Genomic DNA, 19,709 nt, shown 5'->3' with positions numbered 1-19,709 from the left:
CCCCGGGGCCGTGACGAGCCCCGGTTCCTCGCCCTGCCTTCCCAGGAGCCGCCCAATGAACTCGACCGCCACGCTGCCCAGATCAACCACCCGTACCCGACGCCGAACGGTCTCGTCCATCGCCGTCCTCCTGGCCGCCCTGGTCACGACCCTGATGCCCGCCGCCCCCTCCCAGGCCGCGAACACCAGCGTCACCGTGGACTTCGCCACGGCCGGCGGCGCCCCCACCTACCACGCTTCCGGCATGATCTACGGAATGACGCCGGACGGCTCGCTCCCGCAGGACCACTTCTTCAACGACATCAAGTGGCACCTCATGCGGGCCGGCGGAGCACAGCTCAACAGCGGGGGCTACGCCACCAGCCTCGCCGACTACCGGACCCGCTGGAACTCGACCCTGGCGCAGTACAAGCGGACCGTCGCCCTCGGTGGCACCTTCGTGCTTCTGCCGCACGACCTGTGGGGCGCGGACGGCACCACCAGCCAGGGCTGGCCCGGCGACAACGGTGACTGGACGCAGTTCGACGCCTTCGTCTCCCAGCTCATCGGCGACGTCAAGGCCAACAACATGACCGTCGAGTGGGACCTCTGGAACGAGCCCGACGGCAGCGGCTTCTGGGGCGCCTCGCAGACGCAGTACCTCCAGATGTGGTCACGCTTCCACGCCAAGGTCCGGGCCGCGTTTCCGAGCCAGCTCATCGTCGGTCCCAGCATCGCGGGCCAGCCCGACTCTGCCGACACCTGGTGGACCACGTACCTGTCGTACGTCAAGGCCAACAACGTCGCGCCCGACATCTACAGCTGGCACGACGAGCCCGGCGACCCGGTCACCGACGTCGGCCGCGCCAACTCGACGCTCGCCGCGGCCGGTCTGACCAACACCCGTGCCTACCAGATCAACGAGTACGCCACCCTGTCCATGCAGTCCCCGGGCGGCGGCGCCTGGTTCATCGGCCGCCTGGAGCGGGCCGGCGCGGACGGCCTGCGCGGCAACTGGGCCTCCGGCACCGGCCTGCACGACAACGAGGCCAACCTGCTCACCAAGAACAGCGCCGGCCAGTACCTGCCGCTGGGCGAGTGGTTCATGTATCGCTATTACGGCTCGCAGACCGGCAGCATCGTCAACTTCGTCCCTGGCACCGACACCGACGGCCTGGCAGTCAAGGACAACACCGCGGGCAACGCCAGGATCCTGCTGGGCAGCAACGGCAACACCGGAACCGTCACCGTCGACCTCACCGGCCTGGGCACCACGTCGGTGGTGGAGAACAGCAAGGTGCGTGCGGTCGTCCAGCGCGTCCCCTACAACAGCGGCGCCGCCGTGACCGGCCCCGAGACGATCTCCGACACCACCCTGACCGTCAGCAACAACGCGGCCTCCGTCAGCATCCCCTGGAGCAACGCCAAGGACGGCTACACGGTCACCCTGCTCCCGCCCTCCGACACGACCGTCTCCACGGTCGCGGTCAGTGAGAACAGCGGCCAGTGCCTGGACGACACCGACCTGAGCACCGCCAACGGCACCCAGTACCAGCAGTGGTACTGCGAGGGCGGCTACCAGCAGATGCTCGACCTCAAGCCGGTGAGCGGCAAGACCAGCACCTACACCGTGGTCAACGAGCTGAGCGGCAGGTGCCTCGACGTGTCCGGGGCTTCCACTGCCGACGGCGCCGCCGTCATCCAGTACACCTGCAACGGTGCCACCAACCAGCAGTTCACCCTCAACCCCGTCACCGCGCTCGGCAACAGCGAGGACTACCAACTCGTGGCCGTCCACAGCGGCAAGTGCGTCGACGTCAGCAACGTCTCGACCACTGCCGGCGCGCTGGTCCACCAGTGGACCTGCGACGCGGCGAGCGCGCTCGGCACCAAGAAGAACCAGATATGGCGCCTCCTCGGCAAGAGCTGATTCCCGGCGCTCCCCAGTGGGGTCCCCGCCACCGCCGGGACCCCCAACCGCCGAGCCGGCCGTGCCGGCGGGCTTCGACAAGACCCCGCGGCCGAGGCTGTGCGCCGGACGGAAGGCGGGGAGTGGGTTTCCATTCTCCCTGGATTCTCCCCAGAGGCTCCCCAGAGCCGGTCCGGGCCCCACTCCGGGGAGGTGCGAGAGCAGACAGCGGAACTCCGTGAGGGTGAGCGTTCAACTCTAGAGCCAGTCTCGTCGCTTGAAAATAACGTACAAACTGGCGCATACAATCCCCATCAGGCCGATCGCGAAGGGGTACCCGAACCCCCAGTGCAGCTCGGGCATGTGAGAAAAGTTCATGCCGTAGATCGTTCCGACCAGCGTCGGAGCGAACAGAATGGCCGCCCACGACGAGATCTTCTTGATCTCCTCGTTCTGTTCGAAACCCGCCTCCGCCAACGCCCGCATCTCCGCGTTCTGTTCCTGGGTGACCAGGGTCGCGTTGACCGTGAGGATCTCTGTGAGGGCCTGGCGGAAGCCGTCCACGCGTTCGCTGATGTGGGTGACGTGGTCGGCCACGTCGCGGAGGTAGCGCTGTAGTTCCTCGTCGGTCTCGTACTTCGCGAAGCCCGCCATCAGGCCGTGCAGCATGCCGACCAGGGGACGGGTGGCGCGCTGGAACTCGACCGTCTCGCGGGAGAGTTCGTAGATACGGCGGGAGACCTCGGGGTCGCCGCGGAAGACCTCGGTCTCGATCTCGTCGATGTCGTTCTGGACCCCGGAGACGACCGGGGCGTAGCCGTCCACCACCGCGTCGAGTATGGCGTAGAGGACCGCTTCCGGACCGAGTTTGAGGAGGTCGGGGGAGTCCTCCATCCGGCGGCGGACCGCCGACAGGTCGGGGGCCGCGCCGTGCCGCACGGTGATCACGAAGTCCGGGCCGACGAAGACGTGCAGCTCGGCGAAGTCGACCTCCTCGGGCGCGTCCAGATAGCGGGCCGCACGCAGGACGACGAACAGGGTGTCGCCGTACCGTTCCAGCTTCGGCCGCTGGTGGGCCTCCATCGCGTCCTCCACCGCGAGCGGGTGCAGGCCGAACTCGGCGGCCAGGGAGTGGAGTTCGTCGGAGGTCGGGCGGGCGAGGCCGATCCACGCCATGCCCGAGGGCTGGTCGCGCAGTTCGCGGTAGGTCTCCGCCAGGGTCGCCGGCGTCGACACGCGCACGCCGTCCCGGTACAGCGCCGCCTCCACGACGCTCGGCTGCTCGCCGGGCGCCACCGCCGTCCCGGACCCCGGGCGCGGAAGCTCGGCGGTGTCAGGGTCCGGCGGCAGCGCGCGCCGCCAGACGGATCTCCTGGTGCTCCGGCCGTTCCCGCCGTTCCTCGCGTTCTTCGAGACCGGGCCGGGGCGTCGCTCCGACATGGCGGCCGCCTCTCCGTGGAGTCTGCGTCGTGGAGTCCGAAACTGCGGGACCCTCGGGACCTTCGGGACCTTCGGGACCGGTGTGGTCCGCGTGGTCCGGGGATCGCGCGTGGCCCGTGGGGTCCCGGTGCAGGATATACGGGGCATACGCGTCCGGCGGAGGGCGGCGAGGCAGGAATACCGTGAGGAAGCGGCCAGGATCTGTCCTGGTCCGGCGTTAGCGTGCCCGTATGACGAAGACGCCGTCCGCCCCGGTCCTCGGCACCCGCGCCCTCAACCGGGCCACCCTCGACCGTCAGCTCCTGCTGCGCCGCTCGCCCCGGTCGGCGCAGGAGGCCGTGGCGCACCTCGTCGGACTCCAGGCGCAGAACGTCAAGCCGCCGTACTACGCGCTCGCCGCCCGTCTCGACGGCTTCGCCCCCGAGCAGCTCGCACAGCCCATGGCCGGCCGTGAGGTGGTCCGGATCGTCACCATGCGCTCGACCATCCACACCCACACCGCCGACGACGCCCTCACCCTGCGCCCGCTCGTCCAGCCCGCCCGGGACCGCGAGCTGACCGCCTTCCGCAAGGGCCTGGCCGGCGTGGACCTGGACCGGCTCGCCGTGCTCGCCCGGGAACTGGTCGAGGCCGGACCCCGCACCATGGCCGAGCTGAGACAGGCGCTGCACGCCGAGTGGCCGGACGCCGATCCGCAGTCCCTGGCCGTCGCCGCCCGGTGCAGACTGCCGCTCGTCCAGGTCACCCCGCGCGGACTGTGGGGCCGCAGCGGACAGGTCGCCCTCACCACCGCCGAGCACTGGCTGGGCCGTCCCGCCGAACCCGCGCCGACGCCGGACGCCACGGTGCTGCGCTACCTCGCCGCCTTCGGCCCCGCCTCCGTACGGGACATGCAGACCTGGGCCGGCCTGACCCGGCTCCGCGCGGCCTTCGAACGGCTCAGGCCCCGCCTGTGCACGTTCCGGGACGAGAGCGGAACCGAGCTCTTCGACCTGCCCGACGCGCCCCGCCCCGATCCCGAGACCCCCGCCCCGCCCCGGTTCCTCCCCGAGTTCGACAACCTCCTCCTGTCCCACGCCGACCGCACCCGCGTCGTCCCGCCCGAGTACCGGGGCCGGGCCTGGCGGGGCAACCAGGCCCACCGCACCCTGCTCGTCGACGGTTCACTGGCGGGCGTGTGGCAGCTGGAGAAGGACACCGCCCTGGTCATCGAGACCTTCGGGCGGCTGAGCCGGGCCGAGCGTGCCGAGGTCACGAAGGAGGGGGAGCGGATGCTGGCCGTCATGCACCCCGGGACGTCGTACGACATACGGTTCGGGCCGGTCGTACGAACGGGCCTCTAGAGTCGAGGCCATGGAACTGCGGCAGCTCACCTACTTCGTCGCCGTCGCCGAGGAACTGCACTTCGGGAGGGCCGCCGACCGGCTGCACATCGTGCAGTCCGCGGTGAGCATGCAGATACAGCGCCTCGAACGGGAACTGGGCGCCGAGCTGTTCGACCGCTCGCCGCGCCGGGTCCGGCTCACGGCGGCGGGGGAGCGGCTGCTGCCCGAGGCACGGGCGGTACTGGTGGCCGTCGAGAAGGCGCGGGCCGCCGTCGCCGCCCCGCGGGACGGGCTCAGGATCGGCACCAGTACCGGGCTCGGTGAGCATCTGGACCGGGTGCTGGCCGCGTTCGCGCGCCGGGCCCCCGGCGTACTCGTCGAACTGCACGCGCTGCCGGCCGCCGAACGGCTGGCGAGGGTCGCGGACGGCCGGCTGGACGCGGCGTTCGTCAGGGCCGGGCAGCCGGTGCCCGGCACGAGGGTCCATCCGCTGTGGCCCGACCCCCTGGTGGCCGCCCTCCCCGCCTCGCACCCGCTCGCCGGACGCCCGGAGATCGGTGTCGACGACCTGGCCGGGCTGCCGCTCGCGCTCGCCGAGCGCCGTACCAACCCGGCGCTGGTGGACATGGTCGTCGGCGCCTGCCGCGAGGCCGGTTTCGAGCCGCTGCCCGGCCCGGCGGCCGGCTCCCTCCAGGACACCCTCGCGGGTATCGGTGTCCGCCCGCTCTGGACGGTCGTCTACGCGTCCCACGCGCGCGTGCTGCACAGCCCCCGGGTGGCGTTCGTCCCGTTCCGCGCCCCGGGCCTCGCCCTTCCCACCGGTCTCGCCGTCCGCACCACGGCCCCGTCACCGTACGTGGAGACGCTGCTGCTCGCCTGTGGCGACGACGAACGCTGACGACCCCCCCCACAGGCCACCGGGACGCTCGTGACCTGCGGTGATCACGGATGCTGATGGCTGCGGTCGGGAACTGCCCCTTGGTCGGCCGTGCGGCACGCGGTGGACTGGTCCCACCGAACAGGAAGCGCACTCGGAGGAGTTCAGCGATGCCGATCGTCACCATCCAGCAGGGCCCCCGCGACACCGAACTCAAGCGGGACCTCGTCAGGCGGGTCACCGACGCGTTCGTGGACGCGTACCGGATCCCCGCCGAGACCGTGCAGGTGTGGATCCACGAGGTCCCCGCGGACAGCTGGGGAGCCGCCGGGACGCTCACCGCCGACAGGTGACCGTGAGCCCTGGGCATGGATAGGGGGCGCTGCGGGCTGCTCGTGGTAGCCCGCAACGCCCCCCGGTCACTCACCTGAGGGATGCTCAGGAGGTCTTCTGGTTACGAGTTGACCTGCGTGGTCACCAGGTTCGAGAAGGTGGTCAGCCGGGTGTAGACACCCGGGTAACCGGCCTCCGCGCACCCCTCTCCCCAGGAAGTGATCCCTGCCAGGACGCCCCCGATGAGCAGGGGACCGCCGCTGTCGCCCTGGCAGGTGTCTGTGCCGCCGGAGGTGTATCCGGCGCAAACCATGTCGGTCTGGACGAAGTCCGAACCGTAGGAGCTCTTGCAGCTGGAGTCGGACACGATCGGGACGGTCGCGGTCCGCAGCTGGTTGGAGGAGCTGCCGTTCTCCGAGGTGGTGCCCCAGCCGAGGATGCGGGCCGTGGTGCCGGCCGCGTACACGCCCGTGTCCGAGGCGGAGACGTACGACGCCGGGGTGTACGACATCGACGTCGCCAGGGTCAGCACGGCCACGTCGTCGCCGTTGGTGGCGTCCGTGTAGTCCGGGTTGATCCAGATCTTGCTGACCTTGCTGACCGTGCCGTTGGTGCCGTTCAGGTACGTGCGGCCGCCGACCACGCGAACGCTGCTGGTGGACTCGCCCTCCATACAGTGCGCCGCGGTCACCACCTTGGTCGCCGACACCAGGGTGCCGCCGCAGAACTGGCTGCCGGACGCGTCCGTGATCTGCATCATGAACGGGTACGCGGTCGTGGTGGTCGTGGTGCCGCCGACGATCGGCTGGGGGGCGGCTGACGCGGTGGGGGACGCGATCAGCGCGGTCGCCGCAGCGGCAGCGGTCGCTGCCAGGACTGCGGCGGTCTTTCTAGCGCGGTGTGGCCCGAACATGAGTCTCCTCAGTGGGGGTTGCCGGTGGGGGTCGCGCGGGTGTGGGGGGTGCAGCACGGGGGTCGCGGGACCGACCCCCGTATGCCCGGGCGAGCGGCACATCCATAAGCTAGGACCCGGAACCCCACCCTCCCAATGAGGGAACCCCCTAGGGGGATGGGGGAGGGAAAACCCTCGGTCCGCCTCAGTTAACCGGGAGCCCTCTCACTTCGCGCGTCGCCCTGCGGCCAAACGGACTATGTCCACCCGCGATCGGATGCCCAGCTTGCGGTAGACCCGGGTCAGCGTGGCCTCCACCGTCTTGACGCTGATGAACAGCCGGGCGGCGATCTCCCGGTTGGTGGCGCCCTCCATGACCAGCGCGGCCACCTGACGCTCCATCGCGGCCAGACCCTCCAGGGCGGCCGGCTCGGCGGGTGCCCCGACCGGCGGCTCGGGTTCCGGCGCCGAGACGGCCTCGTCCACCTGCCGCAGCCAGGGCAGCGCCCGGCACCGCCGGAACAGCCGGGTGGCCTCGTCGTAGGCCGCGGGGGAGCGCCGGTCGCGCAGCGAGGCCAGTGCGAAGGCGGCCCGTGCCTCCTCCAGGCCGTAGCCCAGTCCGGCGAACCGGTCCTGAGCCGAGGTCAGCTGGGTGACGGCCGTCTCGTGGTCGCCGTGCGCCGCGCGGACCAGGGCCTCGGCCCGGTCGAGCGCGGCCAGCACACTCTCCCGGCCGAGCCTGAGCGCGTGCTCCCGGGTGACGTCGATGACGTCCTGAGCCTCGGCGGGTTCACCCACCCGGACCAGGGCCTCGGCGAGGTCGCCCTGCCAGCGGCCGCGCGCCGGGTCGGTGATGCCGAGGCTCTGCTCCAGCTCCCGCACCCGGCGCAGCGAGCGGACGGTGCCCGCCGGGTCGCCCGCCACCAACTGGGCGTACCCGAGGGCGCCCAGGGCCCGGGACAGGTACATCGTGTCGCCGTCCTGCTCGGCGTGCTCCACCGCCTCCCGGGCCAGGGCCAGCCCCCGGTCCACGTCGCCGCCGGAGGCCTCGGCCAGTGAGGTGAGCATCGCGGAGGCGGTCTCGCCGATCCCGGAGTCATGGGCCAGGCCCAGCCCCTCGCGGGCCAGGTCCAGGGCGCGGCCGCAGTGCCCGGAGCGCAGTTCGGTCTCGGCGAGTCCGCGCAGGAAGTGGACCTCGCTCTCCACCTGGCCGCGGCGGCGCACCTCGCGCAGCAGCGCGGTGACCGTGGACCGGGCCTCGGCCAGCTGGTCGCCCATCACCAGCCAGCGGAACCTGGCGCTGCCCGCCCCGTTGTGGTGGCAGGCCACGTTCGGGTCCTGCGGTTCCCGCAGGGCACGCTTGATGGTGGCGGGCGCGTCCGGATGGCCCATCAGGGTCTCCACCTGGGCCTGGAGCGACAGCGCGAGGAGTTCGGTGCGCCGGTCGCCGCCCTGGGCGGCCAGGCCGGCCGAGTGCGCGGCCGCCTGCCGGGCCTCGGTGAAGTCGCCCTCCACGATCAGGGCACGCCACGCCAGCTGGTAGTGGACCAGGCCCAGCAGGCGCGGATCGTCACCGGCGTCGGCGAGGGCGTGCGGGAAGGCCGCGTCCACCTCGGTCATGGTGTGGCCGGCGGAGTCGATCACCAGGATCCAGGCCCGCACCCGGTCCGCCGGACGGGTGGCCCGGGTGAGCACCTCGCGGGCGATGTCCTGGGCGAGGTCGATCTCGCCCGCGCTGGTGGCGTCCTCGGCGGCCAGCAGCCGGCGCTCGTCCGGGCCGGGCGTGTTGTCGCCCGGGGTGTGCCGGGCGGCGAGCAGCCCGATCTGCGCGGCCACCGAGGGCGCGCCCCGGTCCCGGGCCTGGGCGGCGGCCTCGGCGAGCTGCGCGGCCACCGCGGGGTCGGTGCCGGTGGTGGCCAGGGCCAGGTGCCGGGCCCGCTCGATCGGGTCGGAGGCGGCGGTCGACAGCGCCGCGTGCGCGGCCCGGCGCTCCTGCGCGGGCGCCTCGGCGTACAGCGCGGCGGAGATGAGGGGGTGCGCGAAGCGTACGGCCGGACCCTCCGCGTCGGTGGCCAGCAGTCCGAGTTCGGCCGCCTGGGCGCACTCGGCCTCGGCGTTCTCCCGGCCGGCCGCGTGCAGCAGGGCCTGGGTGGGGCGGGCGCCCGCGCTGGCCACCAGGAGGGTGCGGCGGGCCTCCACGGAGAGCATGTCCAGGCGGCTGAGCACCAGGGCGCGCAGCGAGGTGGGCACCGGCAGCGGCTCGCCGGGACGGGGCGGGGTCGGGTTCTCGGCGAGGGCGCGGCCGAGTTCCAGGGCGAACAGCGGGTTCCCGCCGCTGGTGCGGTGGATCTCCCGGACCGCGGCCCGGGTCAGCCCGGCGTGGCCGCGGTGGTCCAGCAGTTCGGAGACCTGCTTGCGGTTGAGCGGGCCGAGCCGCACGGCGACGGTGTCCGGTGGTGACGCGCGTAGGTGACGGTCGTACTCCTGGCCCTCCGTGCGGACCGCGCACAGCAGTTGGACCGGGGTGCCGCCCAGCCGGCGGGCGGCGAAGCCGAGGAGTTCGGCGCTGGCCGGATCCAGCCACTGGAGGTCGTCGGCGACGATCAGCACGGGCCCCTCGGCGGCCAGTACGCGCAGCGTGGAGAGCACCGCGAGGCGCAGGGCGAGCCCGTCGCGCTGGAGGGTGGACTCGCCGCGGCCGGTGAGTGCCGACTCCAGGGCGGTGCGCTGGGCGGCGGGCAGGTGCGGGGCGACCTCGTCGAGGACCAGCCCGAAGAGGTCGGCGAGCGCGAGGAAGGGGAGGTGGGATTCGGACTCGGTGGCCGAGCAGCGCAACACGGTGCGGGCGGCCCCGGAGTATTCCGTGTCCAGCGCCCGCAGGACGGTCGACTTGCCTATTCCGGCGGGCCCGTGCAGGAGCACGCTGCCGCCGGAGGCGAGCTGTTCCCGGGCCGCCGTCACCAGCTCCGCCCGGCCGATGACCAGGTCGGGGTGGCATCGGGCAGGCTCCTGGAAGTCCCGTCGCACGGTCACCGCTCCCCTCGTGTGTCGTGTCCCAGCCAAATTCTAGGCAAGGAACCCCGGAATTCGGCCGGACGGCTTGGTGAGGGAAATAACAGCGCCCCCGCAGGCGGAAATTCAAAGCGCGTCCGCATGAATGGAATGGGTCCCCTCCGGTACGGCAACAACCCCGCCCGAGCTACGGCAGCAACCCCGTCCGACGAGCCGCCGACACCGCCTCCCCCCGGGTGTGCGCGCCCAGCTTCCGCATCGCCGAGCGCAGATAGCCCTTGACCGTCTCGGGCCGCAGCCCCAGGCGCTCGGCCACCGCCGCGTTGGTCGCTCCTGCCGCCACCCAGGAGAGAACATCGAGCTCCCGCGGTGCCAGGGTGGCCCCGGGGCCCGGGGCCGAGGTGGTCAGCAGTCCGCAGGCGGCCAGGAGTTCGGCCCGCAGACCGGGGTCGGCGATCCGCGGCGCCAGCGCCCGCAGCGCCGCGTGCGCCTCCCGCACCTGTTCCCAGGCGCCCTCGGGTGCCGGTACGGCGGCGGGTTCCGGCCGTGCCGCCGCCAGCAGCCCCCGGGCCTCGTCCTGGACGACCAGCGCCTGTTCCACGTCCCGGGCCGCGGCCACCGCCGCGCCGAGCGTGCGGTCGCCGAGCGGCTGGGCGGTGCGCAGCGCGCCGTAGAGCACGCCCCGCACCCGGCGTCGTACCACCACCGGGACCGCGAGCACCGAGCGGATGCCCTCGGCCGCCACCGGGATGTCGTACTCGTGGCTGATCTGGCGGGACTCGGAGTAGTCGGTGACCGCGCACGGGCGGGCCAGCGCCACCGCCTTGCCGCCCAGGCCGTTGCCCGAGGTCACCGCGAGGGAGCGCAGGGACATCGTGTTGGTGCCGCTGAGCTCGCTGATCCGCACCCGCGGCCGGCCCGCCTCGACCAGCCCGCCGAACGCGATCGGGAGTCCGGTGGCACGCCGGAGCCTGGCCAGCGCACCGCGTATCTCCACCGCCCCCGCGACCTCTGCTGCCACCTGAATTGCCCCTTCGACCCCGGCCCTGTGCTGTCCACACCCCCGTTCGGGGGTAGTGAGACCTGCATCACGGATTACACGATGCCAGAGAGCCGCCCGGCAATGGTCCGGTACTGAAGGAGACGCGTATGACGAGTGCGACGGAGGACTTCCGCAGGGCACGGGACTTCCTGCTGGAACACCGTACGGACTACGCCACCGCCTACGCGGGGTTCGAGTGGCCGCGTCCTGACCACTTCAACTGGGCGCTCGACTGGTTCGACGTCATCGCCGAGGGCAACGACCGCACCGCCCTGCACATCGTGGAGGAGGACGGCACCGAGACGAAGCTGTCCTTCGCCGAGCTGGCCGAACGCTCCGACCGGGTCGCCAACCACCTGCGCGCACGGGGCGTCGAGCCCGAGGACCGCATCCTCGTCATGCTGGGCAACCAGGCCGAGCTGTGGGAGACCGCGCTGGCCGCGATGAAGCTGCGTGCCGTCGTCATCCCGGCGACCCCGCTGCTCGGCCCGGCCGACCTGCGCGACCGCGTCGACCGGGGCCGGGTGAAGCACGTGCTCGTGCGTGCCGAGGACGCCGCCAAGTTCGACGAGGTGCCGGGGGCCTACACCAGGATCGCGGTGGGCGGGGTGCCGGTGGCCGGCTGGGAGCCGTACGAGGACGCGTACGTCGCCGCCGCCGGTTTCGTCCCGGACGGCCCGACCCTCGCCGACGACCCGCTGATGCTCTACTTCACCTCGGGCACCACCGCCCACCCCAAGCTGGTCGAGCACACCCACACCTCGTACCCCATCGGGCACCTGGCCACCATGTACTGGATCGGCCTCAAGCCCGGTGACGTGCACCTGAACATCTCGTCGCCGGGCTGGGCCAAGCACGCCTGGTCGAATCTGTTCGCGCCGTGGAACGCGGAGGCGACCGTCTTCATCCACAACTACTCGCGCTTCGACGCAGGCCGGCTGATGGCCGAGATGGAGCGGCACGGCGTGACCTCCTTCTGCGCTCCGCCGACCGTGTGGCGGATGCTGATCCAGGCCGACCTCGGCCGGCTCGGCACCCCGCCCCGGGAGGTCGTGGCCGCCGGGGAGCCGCTCAACCCCGAGGTGATCGAGCAGGTCCGGCGGGCCTGGAACGTCACCGTCCGGGACGGCTTCGGGCAGACGGAGACGGCCGTACAGGTCTCCAACAGCCCGGGGCAGACGCTGAAGACGGGTTCCATGGGACGCCCCAGCCCGGGGTACCGGGTGGAACTGCTCGACCCGGTGTCGGGCGCGCCGGGGGCGGCGGAGGGCGAGATCGCTCTCGACCTGTCGGCGCGGCCGGTGGGCCTGATGACCGGGTACCACGGCGACGCCGACCGTACGGCGGAGGCGATGGCCGGCGGCTACTACCGCACCGGGGACATCGGCTCCCGGGACGAGGACGGCTACATCACCTACGTCGGCCGCGCGGACGACGTGTTCAAGGCGTCCGACTACAAGATCAGCCCGTTCGAGCTGGAGAGCGCGCTGCTGGAGCACGAGGCGGTGGCCGAGGCGGCCGTCGTGCCGGCCCCGGACGAGCTGCGGCTCGCCGTGCCCAAGGCGTACGTCGTCCTCGCGGCGGGCTGGGAGCCGGGCCCGGACACCGCGAAGGTCCTCTTCGAGCACTCCCGGCAGGTCCTCGCGGCGTACAAGCGCATCCGCAGGCTGGAGTTCGCCCCGCTGCCCAAGACCGTGTCCGGCAAGATCCGCCGGATCGAGCTGCGCGAGGCCACCGCGGCGGGCTCGGCCGAGGAGTACCGCGAGGAGGACTTCCGATGACCTCGGCAGAACTGTCGTACACGCACGGCACCAGCGGCACGGTCCTGCTCGGCGACACGATCGGCGCCAACCTCGACCGGGCCGTGGCCGCCTGGCCCGACCACGAGGCGCTCGTGGACGTGCCCTCCGGGCGGCGCTGGACCTACGCCGAGTTCGCCGCCGACGTGGACCGGCTGGCGTACGCGCTGCTCGCGAGCGGGATCGCCAAGGGCGACCGGGTGGGCATCTGGGCGGTCAACTGCGCCGAGTGGGTGCTGGTGCAGTACGCCACCGCCCGGATCGGCGCGATCATGGTCAACATCAACCCCGCCTACCGCACCCACGAGGTCGAGTACGTCCTCAACCAGGCCGGGATCTCCCTGCTGTTCGCCTCCCTCAGCCACAAGACCAGCGACTACCGGGCGATGGTGGAGGAGGTGCGGGGCCGGTGCCCGCGACTACGGGAGACGGTGTACATCGGTGATCCCAGCTGGGACGCGCTGACCGCCCGCGGCACGGCCGTCGACCGGGAGGAACTGCCCACCCGCGCGGCCGAGTTGTCCTGCGACGACCCGATCAACATCCAGTACACCTCGGGGACCACGGGGTTCCCGAAGGGGGCCACCCTCTCCCACCACAACATCCTCAACAACGGGTACTTCGTCGGGGAGTCGATCTCCTACACCGAACAGGACCGGATCTGCGTCCCGGTGCCCTTCTACCACTGCTTCGGCATGGTGATGGGGAACCTCGCCGCCACCTCGCACGGCGCCTGCATGGTGATCCCGGCGCCGTCCTTCGACCCGAAGGCCACCCTGGAGGCGGTCCAGCGGGAGCGCTGCACCTCGCTGTACGGGGTGCCGACCATGTTCATCGCGGAACTGAACCTCCCCGACTTCGCCTCCTACGACCTCGCCACGCTGCGCACCGGCATCATGGCGGGCTCGCCCTGTCCGGTCGAGGTGATGAAGCGAGTCGTCGCGGAGATGCACATGGCGGAGGTCTCCATCTGCTACGGCATGACGGAGACGAGCCCGGTCTCGCTCCAGACCCGCATCGACGACGACCTGGAACACCGCACGGGCACGGTCGGCCGGGTGCTGCCGCACCTGGAGGTCAAGGTCGTCGACCCGGCCACCGGGGTGACGCGACCCCGGGGCGCGGCAGGGGAGTTGTGCACCCGCGGCTACAGCGTGATGCTCGGCTACTGGAACGAGCCGGAGAAGACGGCGGAGGCCGTCGACCCCGGACGCTGGATGCACACCGGCGACCTGGCGACGATGCGGGAGGACGGCTACGTCGAGATCGTCGGCCGGATCAAGGACATGATCATCCGGGGTGGTGAGAACGTCTATCCGCGCGAGATCGAGGAGTTCCTCTACGGGCACCCCGGGATCCGCGACGTCCAGGTCGTCGGCGTCCCGCACGAGACGTACGGCGAGGAGGTCCTGGCCTGCGTCATCCCGCACGACCCGGCCGCCCCGCCGACCCTGGAGGACCTGCGCGCGTTCTGCGCGGGCCGCCTGGCCCACTACAAGGTGCCGACCAGGATCCAGATCCTGGACACCTTCCCGATGACGGTCTCGGGCAAGGTCCGCAAGATCGAACTGAGGGAGAAGTACGCCGGGAGGTAGGGCGCCTCGTAGGGGCGCTGGGGGTCCCCCCGGCCGAAGGCTGGGGGAGGAACCGCGCGACAAGCCCCCCACCGGCCCGCAGTTCCTCACGCACCTGACCCGTGCAGCTCATCGGCGCAACCGTTGACCGCCTGCGGCGTCCCGGTGAGGTCCAGCACGAACAACGGTATGCCCAGGTCGTCCGCACACGCGCGGGCGTCCTCGGCATACCCCGCGAGGGAGAAGTAAGCGCACCCCGAGTCCTCCGTCATCGCCGTCAGCCACAGGCACTCCACGTCCCGCCGCGAGGCCGCCCGCACGGTCGGGTCCACCTGGGCCACCAGACCGCGTGCGGCCAGCCCGATCCCGGACGGCGGCCGCTGGTCGGCGCGGCGGATGTCCCGGTACCCGAGCCAGCGCAGGTAGAGCGCGGCGGCCGTGACCGCGTCCCGGGCGGTGCGGATCGTCACGGGATGGAAGGCGGCCCGCGGTTCGGACCCGGACCCGGACGCGGACCCGGACCCGGACGCGGACCCGGACCCGGACGCGGACCCGGACCCGGATGCGGGCCCGGACACCGTGCCGGCGACCGGGACCCGCAGCAGCGCTCCGCACGGGCAGCCCACCTCCGGCCGCGGCCACTGGTCCCGGCGGCCGCAGGAGCCGCAGCTCACCGTCACCCAGTCCGCGTCCCAGTCCCGGTGCGCCACCGCCGTCGCCTCGGCCGTGCCGTCCAGGCTCGGGGTGACCGGCGCACCGCAGGCGCAGGGGTAGGACGGCGCGGTGTAGACGTGCTCGCGCCGACAGGCCGGACAGCGCACCGGCACGCTCTCGGACATGGCCCCCACCTCAGGCGTCGCGTCGGTTCAGCCGTCCCATGGTGCCCCGGTCGGGGCCCGGTTGTCCCTCTCTTGACGACGTTCGCCCCTCGACCTACATTGATTCCAGATAGTAGAAGTAATTTTCCACAATGCGGAATTCCGCTCACCGCGGGGCGCGACGGGAGCAGGCATCCGACAGCCGAAAGCAGGAGTTCTCGATGGCTCGTATGACCGCTGCCCGCGCGGCAGTTGAGATCCTCAGGTGCGAGGGCGTCACCGACGTGTTCGGGGTGCCCGGCGCGGCGATCAACCCCTTCTACGCGGCGCTCAAGGCCTCCGGCTCCATCACCCACACCCTCGCCCGCCATGTCGAGGGCGCCTCGCACATGGCCGAGGGCTACACCCGCGCCCGCCCCGGCAACATCGGCGTCTGCGTCGGCACGTCGGGACCCGCGGGCACCGACATGATCACCGGCCTGTACTCGGCCACCGGCGACTCCGTCCCGATCCTCTGCGTCACCGGCCAGGCCCCGACCGCGGTGATCCACAAGGAGGACTTCCAGGCCGTCGACATCGCCGCCATCGCCAAGCCGGTGACGAAGATGGCGGTCACCGTGCTGGAGGCCGCCCAGGTGCCCGGCGTCTTCCAGCAGGCGTTCCACCTGATGCGCTCAGGGCGCCCCGGTCCGGTCCTCGTCGACCTGCCGATCGACGTCCAGCTCACCGAGATCGAGTTCGACCCCGAGACGTACCAGCCGCTGCCCGTCTACAAGCCCGTGGCCTCCCGCGCCCAGGTCGAGAAGGCGATCGGGATGCTCAACGCGGCCGAACGCCCCCTGATCGTCGCCGGTGGCGGGGTCATCAACGCGGACGCCGCCGAACTGCTCGTCGAGTTCGCCGAGTTGACCGGCACCCCGGTCGTCCCGACCCTGATGGGCTGGGGCGTGCTCCCCGACGACCACGAACTCAACGCCGGCATGGTGGGTCTTCAGACCTCGCACCGCTACGGCAACGCGACGTTCCTGGAGTCCGACTTCGTCCTCGGGATCGGCAACCGCTGGGCGAACCGGCACACCGGCCGGCTGGACGTCTACACCGCCGGCCGGACGTTCGTCCACGTCGATGTCGAGCCGACCCAGATCGGCCGGATCTTCGCACCGGACTACGGCATCGCCTCCGACGCGAAGGCGGCGCTGGAGCTGTTCGTCGAGGTGGCACGTGAGTCGAAGGCGGCGGGCGGGCTGCCCGACCGCGCCGCCTGGGCCGCCTCCGCGCAGCAGAGGAAGGCGACCCTCCAGCGCCGTACCCACTTCGACGACATCCCGATCAAGCCGCAGCGCGTCTACGAGGAGATGAACAAGGCGTTCGGCCCGGAGACCCGGTACGTCTCCACGATCGGCCTCTCCCAGATCGCCGGCGCCCAGCTGCTGCACGTCTACGGGCCCCGGCACTGGATCAACTGCGGCCAGGCGGGCCCGCTCGGCTGGACCATCCCGGCCGCGCTGGGCGTCGCCAAGGCCGACCCGGAGGCGTCCGTGGTGGCCCTCTCCGGCGACTACGACTTCCAGTTCATGCTGGAGGAGCTGGCGGTCGGCGCGCAGCACCGGATCCCGTACGTGCACGTGCTGGTCAACAACGCCTACCTGGGCCTGATCCGGCAGGCCCAGCGGGCGTTCGACATCGACTTCCAGGTCAAGCTGGAGTTCGAGAACATCAACTCGCCCGAGCTGGGCGTCTACGGCGTCGACCACGTCAAGGTCGCCGAAGGGCTGGGCTGCAAGGCGATCCGGGTGATCGACCCGGCGGACCTGGGGCCGGCCTTCGAGCAGGCCAGGAAGCTTGCGGCGGAGCACCGGGTGCCGGTCGTGGTGGAGGTGATCCTGGAGCGGGTCACCGACATCTCCATGTCGACCACCAACGACATCTCGAACGTGGTCGAGTTCGAGGAACTCGCCACCGAGCCGGGCCACGCGCCGACGTCGATCAGGACGCTGAAGGTCTGAGCCGGCGCGGACGACGCGGACGACGACGGGCGGCCCATCCGAGGGATGGGCCGCCCGCCGTGCGATGCCGGTGACACGGGGCCCGCCGCCCCCGTGCCGACGGGCTCCGTGTGTGCTGAATATGCCCGTCGGCTGCGGCGGTTGAAGCATGCTGAACGACGTTCAGAGCATAATTTGAGCATCGGCCGGTGCGTTCGTCCCGCTACGTCAGGGTTCGGGGTGCTCCGACAGCCCCGGCCAGTCGTCGGGGCCGCCGCCCTGCCATTCGATGAGGTCGCTCTCCTCGACCTCGATCCGGTCCAGGTCGGCCATCCGCAGGATCTCGATGACGTCGTCCAGATGCGAGGCGATCCCCAGGGTCACCGCCCCCTCGGTGACCCGGCGGGACCCGTCCAGGGCGGGCGCGTGCACGACGATGCGGGGGAACTCCGTCGGTGGGTGTGCTGCTGTCATGTCTCAAGGCTCCTGCGGCCGGGACGCGAACGCACGCCGAAGCGCCGGACACGGGTGGTGCCCGTGTCCGGCGCACGTGATGGCTGGGACCGCGGCGGGTGCGACGGAGCCCGGTGTCCTTCCCTCTGGTCGGGAAGGGCGTCCGGTTCCTTCACCACCGCACTGGCTCGCACGCCGCCGCGGTCCTCGCCCCGCCCGCGCACCGGTCCGGACGGCCACCCCTCATCCGGGCCGTCCGGCGGTCACGGGCCGCCTGTGTGCTCGGTCCGGCCGCGGCCGGACCGAGCGTCGACGATGCGTCGAAGTGGTTTCCGGGCGGCGCCACCGCCTGGGCGCGACAGGACAGATGTCAGCGGTGACGCCGCCCGGAAGTCTCGAGGCGGCGCTCAGACCCGAGCGCCGGACAGGCGCTCGACCGCGCGCAGCAGCGCGGAGTGGTCGAGACCGCCGTCGCCCTGTGCGCGCAGCGCGGCGACCAGCTGCGCCACCACGGCACCGACCGGCAGGGCGGCGCCGACGTCGCGGGCCGCGTCGGTCACGATGCCCATGTCCTTGTGGTGCAGGTCGATGCGGAAGCCAGGCCTGAAGTCGCGGTTCAGGAAGTTGGCCTTCTTCCGCGTCAGGACGGTGGAGCCGGCCAGGCCGCCGTTCAGCACGTCCAGCGCGGCCGCCAGGTCCACGCCGGACTTCTCCAGGAAGACCACGGCCTCGGCGCACGCCTGGATGTTCACGGCGACGATCAGCTGGTTGGCCGCCTTCACCGTCTGGCCGGAGCCGTGCGGACCGCACAGCACGATGGTCCGGCCCAGCGCCTCGAAGATCGGCTTCGCCTGGTCGAAGTCGGCCTGCTCGCCGCCGACCATGATGGACAGCACGGCCTCGACCGCGCCCGCCTCACCCCCGGACACGGGCGCGTCCAGTACCCGCAGGCCCTGGTCCGCGGCCGCCTTCGCCAGGTCGACGGAGGTCCCCGGGGTGATGGACGACATGTCGATGAGAAGGGCGCCGGAGCGGGCGTTCGCGAGGATGCCGTCCGGGCCGTAGGCGATGGCCTCGACCTGTGGCGACGCGGGCACCATCGTGATGACCACGTCGGCGTCGCGGACCGCCTCGGCGATCGAGGCCGCCGCGGTGCCGCCCGCCGCGGCCAGCCGGTCCAGCTTGTCCTGCTCCAGGGTGAAGCCGGTGACGTCGTAACCCGCCTTGAGGAGGTTCTCGGACATGGGGGAGCCCATGATGCCGAGACCTATCCAGGCGATCTTGGGAAGGGTGCTCATATCGGTGGTGCCTCTCTGACTGCTCGGCGGGGTCGGGGAGTTCAGCGCGCTGCGCGCGGGAGCCAGTCGAAGGCCTCGGCACTCGGGCGGTCGCCCGCCTTGTACTCCAGGCCGATCCAGCCGTCGTAACCGGCCTTCCGCAGCCGCTCGACGAGGTCCTCCAGGGGGAGGGAGCCGGTGCCGGGGGCGCCGCGGCCCGGGTTGTCGGCGATCTGCACATGGCCGGTCCTCGGCGCGTACCGCTCGATCACCGCCGGCAGGTCCTCGCCGTTCATGGACAGGTGGTACAGGTCCATCAGGAAGCGGGCGTTGCCGAGCCCCGACGTCTCGTTCACCTTGTCGACGACCGCGACCGCGGCCGGCGCCGACACCAGCGGATACCGCGGCGACTCCGGCGCGTTGAGCGCCTCGATCAGCAGGACCGCGCCGTTGCGGTCGGCCGCCTCCGCCGCCAGGACCAGGTTCTCCAGGGCCAGCGCGTCCTGTTCGGCCGGGTCCACGCCGTCCACGCGGTTGCCGTACAGGGCGTTGAGCGACCGGCAGCCCAGGGAGCGGGCGAAGGCGGCCGCCACGTCGATGTTGGCGCGGAACCGCTCGGACTCCTCACCCGGGACCGACAGGGCGCCCCGGTCGGGGCCGGGCAGCTCGCCGGCGTAGAAGTTCAGGCCGGTCAGCCGGACGCGCGCGGCCGTGATCGCCTCGCGCAGCGCGCCGAGTTCGGACCGCGCCGGAGTGGGGGTCCCGACCCAGGGCCACCACAGCTCGACCGCGGTGAAGCCGGCCGCGGCGGCGGCCGCGGGGCGCTCCAGGAGCGGAAGCTCCGTGAAGAGGATCGACAGGTTGACGGTGAAGCGGTGCTCTGCCGCTGTGCTCCATTCAGAACCCGGCATGGGGGCCGACGCTCCCTTCCGTTCGCTTGTAATTCCGTATGGTGGAAGTTGACTTCTGCTTAACGGAAGACTGCCTGTCGTCG

The 19,709-nt window shown here is 71.8% G+C and carries 15 protein-coding genes; 7 read left to right on the top strand and 8 right to left on the bottom strand.

From position 1 onward, the window contains the following. The first annotated feature begins 55 nt into the window (after positions 1–55). Positions 56–1,909 (top strand): RICIN domain-containing protein, encoded by a 1,854-nt coding sequence (locus AAW13_RS00835; protein ID WP_240528487.1) that lies wholly within the window; start codon positions 56–58, stop codon positions 1,907–1,909. A 237-nt stretch (positions 1,910–2,146) separates the two neighbouring features. Here AAW13_RS00835 and AAW13_RS00830 read toward each other — a convergent pair whose 3' ends face one another. Beyond that, positions 2,147–3,328, bottom strand: a complete 1,182-nt coding sequence (locus AAW13_RS00830; RefSeq protein WP_206306119.1) for a magnesium and cobalt transport protein CorA — start codon at positions 3,326–3,328, stop codon at positions 2,147–2,149. Between the two features lie 230 nt (positions 3,329–3,558). On the opposite strand from AAW13_RS00830, the gene AAW13_RS00825 reads away from it, so the two are divergent. From AAW13_RS00825 to dmpI, 3 genes are read left to right on the top strand one after another with little or no spacing between them, the layout of a single operon-like run. After that, complete coding sequence (locus AAW13_RS00825; RefSeq protein ID WP_046726837.1) at positions 3,559–4,671, top strand: winged helix DNA-binding domain-containing protein; 1,113 nt, start codon at positions 3,559–3,561, stop codon at positions 4,669–4,671. A 10-nt stretch (positions 4,672–4,681) separates the two neighbouring features. Next, positions 4,682–5,551 carry a LysR family transcriptional regulator gene (locus tag AAW13_RS00820; RefSeq protein ID WP_046726838.1) on the top strand — a complete coding sequence of 290 codons (870 nt, stop codon included), beginning with the start codon at positions 4,682–4,684 and terminating at the stop codon, positions 5,549–5,551. A gap of 50 nt (positions 5,552–5,601) precedes the next feature. Next, on the top strand, positions 5,602–5,883 hold the full coding sequence (gene dmpI, locus AAW13_RS00815) for a 4-oxalocrotonate tautomerase DmpI (RefSeq protein WP_338059029.1): 282 nt from the start codon (positions 5,602–5,604) through the stop codon (positions 5,881–5,883). Positions 5,884–5,984: 101 nt separating this feature from the next. Here dmpI and AAW13_RS00810 read toward each other — a convergent pair whose 3' ends face one another. The 3 genes from AAW13_RS00810 to AAW13_RS00795 form a co-directional block, all read right to left on the bottom strand. Beyond that, a complete protein-coding gene (locus AAW13_RS00810) occupies positions 5,985–6,776 on the bottom strand; it encodes a S1 family peptidase (protein WP_046726840.1) in 792 nt (263 codons plus the stop codon). A gap of 204 nt (positions 6,777–6,980) precedes the next feature. Beyond that, positions 6,981–9,788, bottom strand: a complete 2,808-nt coding sequence (locus AAW13_RS00800; protein ID WP_046726841.1) for a helix-turn-helix transcriptional regulator — start codon at positions 9,786–9,788, stop codon at positions 6,981–6,983. 166 nt (positions 9,789–9,954) lie between these two features. Beyond that, positions 9,955–10,788 carry a helix-turn-helix transcriptional regulator gene (locus AAW13_RS00795; RefSeq protein ID WP_046726842.1) on the bottom strand — a complete coding sequence of 278 codons (834 nt, stop codon included), beginning with the start codon at positions 10,786–10,788 and terminating at the stop codon, positions 9,955–9,957. A gap of 128 nt (positions 10,789–10,916) precedes the next feature. On the opposite strand from AAW13_RS00795, the gene AAW13_RS00790 reads away from it, so the two are divergent. Further along, positions 10,917–12,590 (top strand): AMP-binding protein, encoded by a 1,674-nt coding sequence (locus AAW13_RS00790; RefSeq protein ID WP_046726843.1) that lies wholly within the window; start codon positions 10,917–10,919, stop codon positions 12,588–12,590. Next, positions 12,587–14,203 (top strand): AMP-binding protein, encoded by a 1,617-nt coding sequence (locus AAW13_RS00785; protein ID WP_046726844.1) that lies wholly within the window; start codon positions 12,587–12,589, stop codon positions 14,201–14,203. Before AAW13_RS00790 ends, AAW13_RS00785 begins: the two co-directional genes overlap by 4 nt. 86 nt (positions 14,204–14,289) lie before the next feature. Here the strand turns inward: AAW13_RS00785 and AAW13_RS46310 are convergent, their stop codons facing one another. Then, on the bottom strand, positions 14,290–15,021 hold the full coding sequence (locus AAW13_RS46310) for a hypothetical protein (protein WP_206306118.1): 732 nt from the start codon (positions 15,019–15,021) through the stop codon (positions 14,290–14,292). Positions 15,022–15,221: 200 nt separating this feature from the next. Here AAW13_RS46310 and gcl point away from each other — a divergent pair, with 200 nt between their 5' ends. Continuing rightward, positions 15,222–17,006, top strand: a complete 1,785-nt coding sequence (gcl, locus tag AAW13_RS00775) for a glyoxylate carboligase (protein ID WP_046726846.1) — start codon at positions 15,222–15,224, stop codon at positions 17,004–17,006. Positions 17,007–17,213: 207 nt separating this feature from the next. Here the strand turns inward: gcl and AAW13_RS00770 are convergent, their stop codons facing one another. The 3 genes from AAW13_RS00770 to AAW13_RS00760 all read right to left on the bottom strand — a co-directional run bounded on the left by AAW13_RS00770 (position 17,214) and on the right by AAW13_RS00760 (position 19,626). After that, entirely contained in the window at positions 17,214–17,459 is a 246-nt protein-coding gene (locus tag AAW13_RS00770) for a hypothetical protein (RefSeq protein WP_046726847.1), read from the bottom strand. 386 nt (positions 17,460–17,845) lie between these two features. Beyond that, complete coding sequence (locus AAW13_RS00765) at positions 17,846–18,736, bottom strand: 2-hydroxy-3-oxopropionate reductase (protein ID WP_046726848.1); 891 nt, start codon at positions 18,734–18,736, stop codon at positions 17,846–17,848. Positions 18,737–18,777: 41 nt separating this feature from the next. Beyond that, positions 18,778–19,626, bottom strand: coding sequence for a TIM barrel protein (locus tag AAW13_RS00760; RefSeq protein ID WP_046726849.1), 849 nt, complete (start codon positions 19,624–19,626; stop codon positions 18,778–18,780). Positions 19,627–19,709 lie beyond the last annotated feature (83 nt).

It is taken from the genome of Streptomyces humi, assembly GCF_001005085.2.
Classification (GTDB): Bacteria; Actinomycetota; Actinomycetes; order Streptomycetales; family Streptomycetaceae; genus Streptomyces; species Streptomyces humi.
Note: the sequence above shows the minus strand (reverse complement) of the source record. Positions and strands in the feature narration are given on the sequence as shown.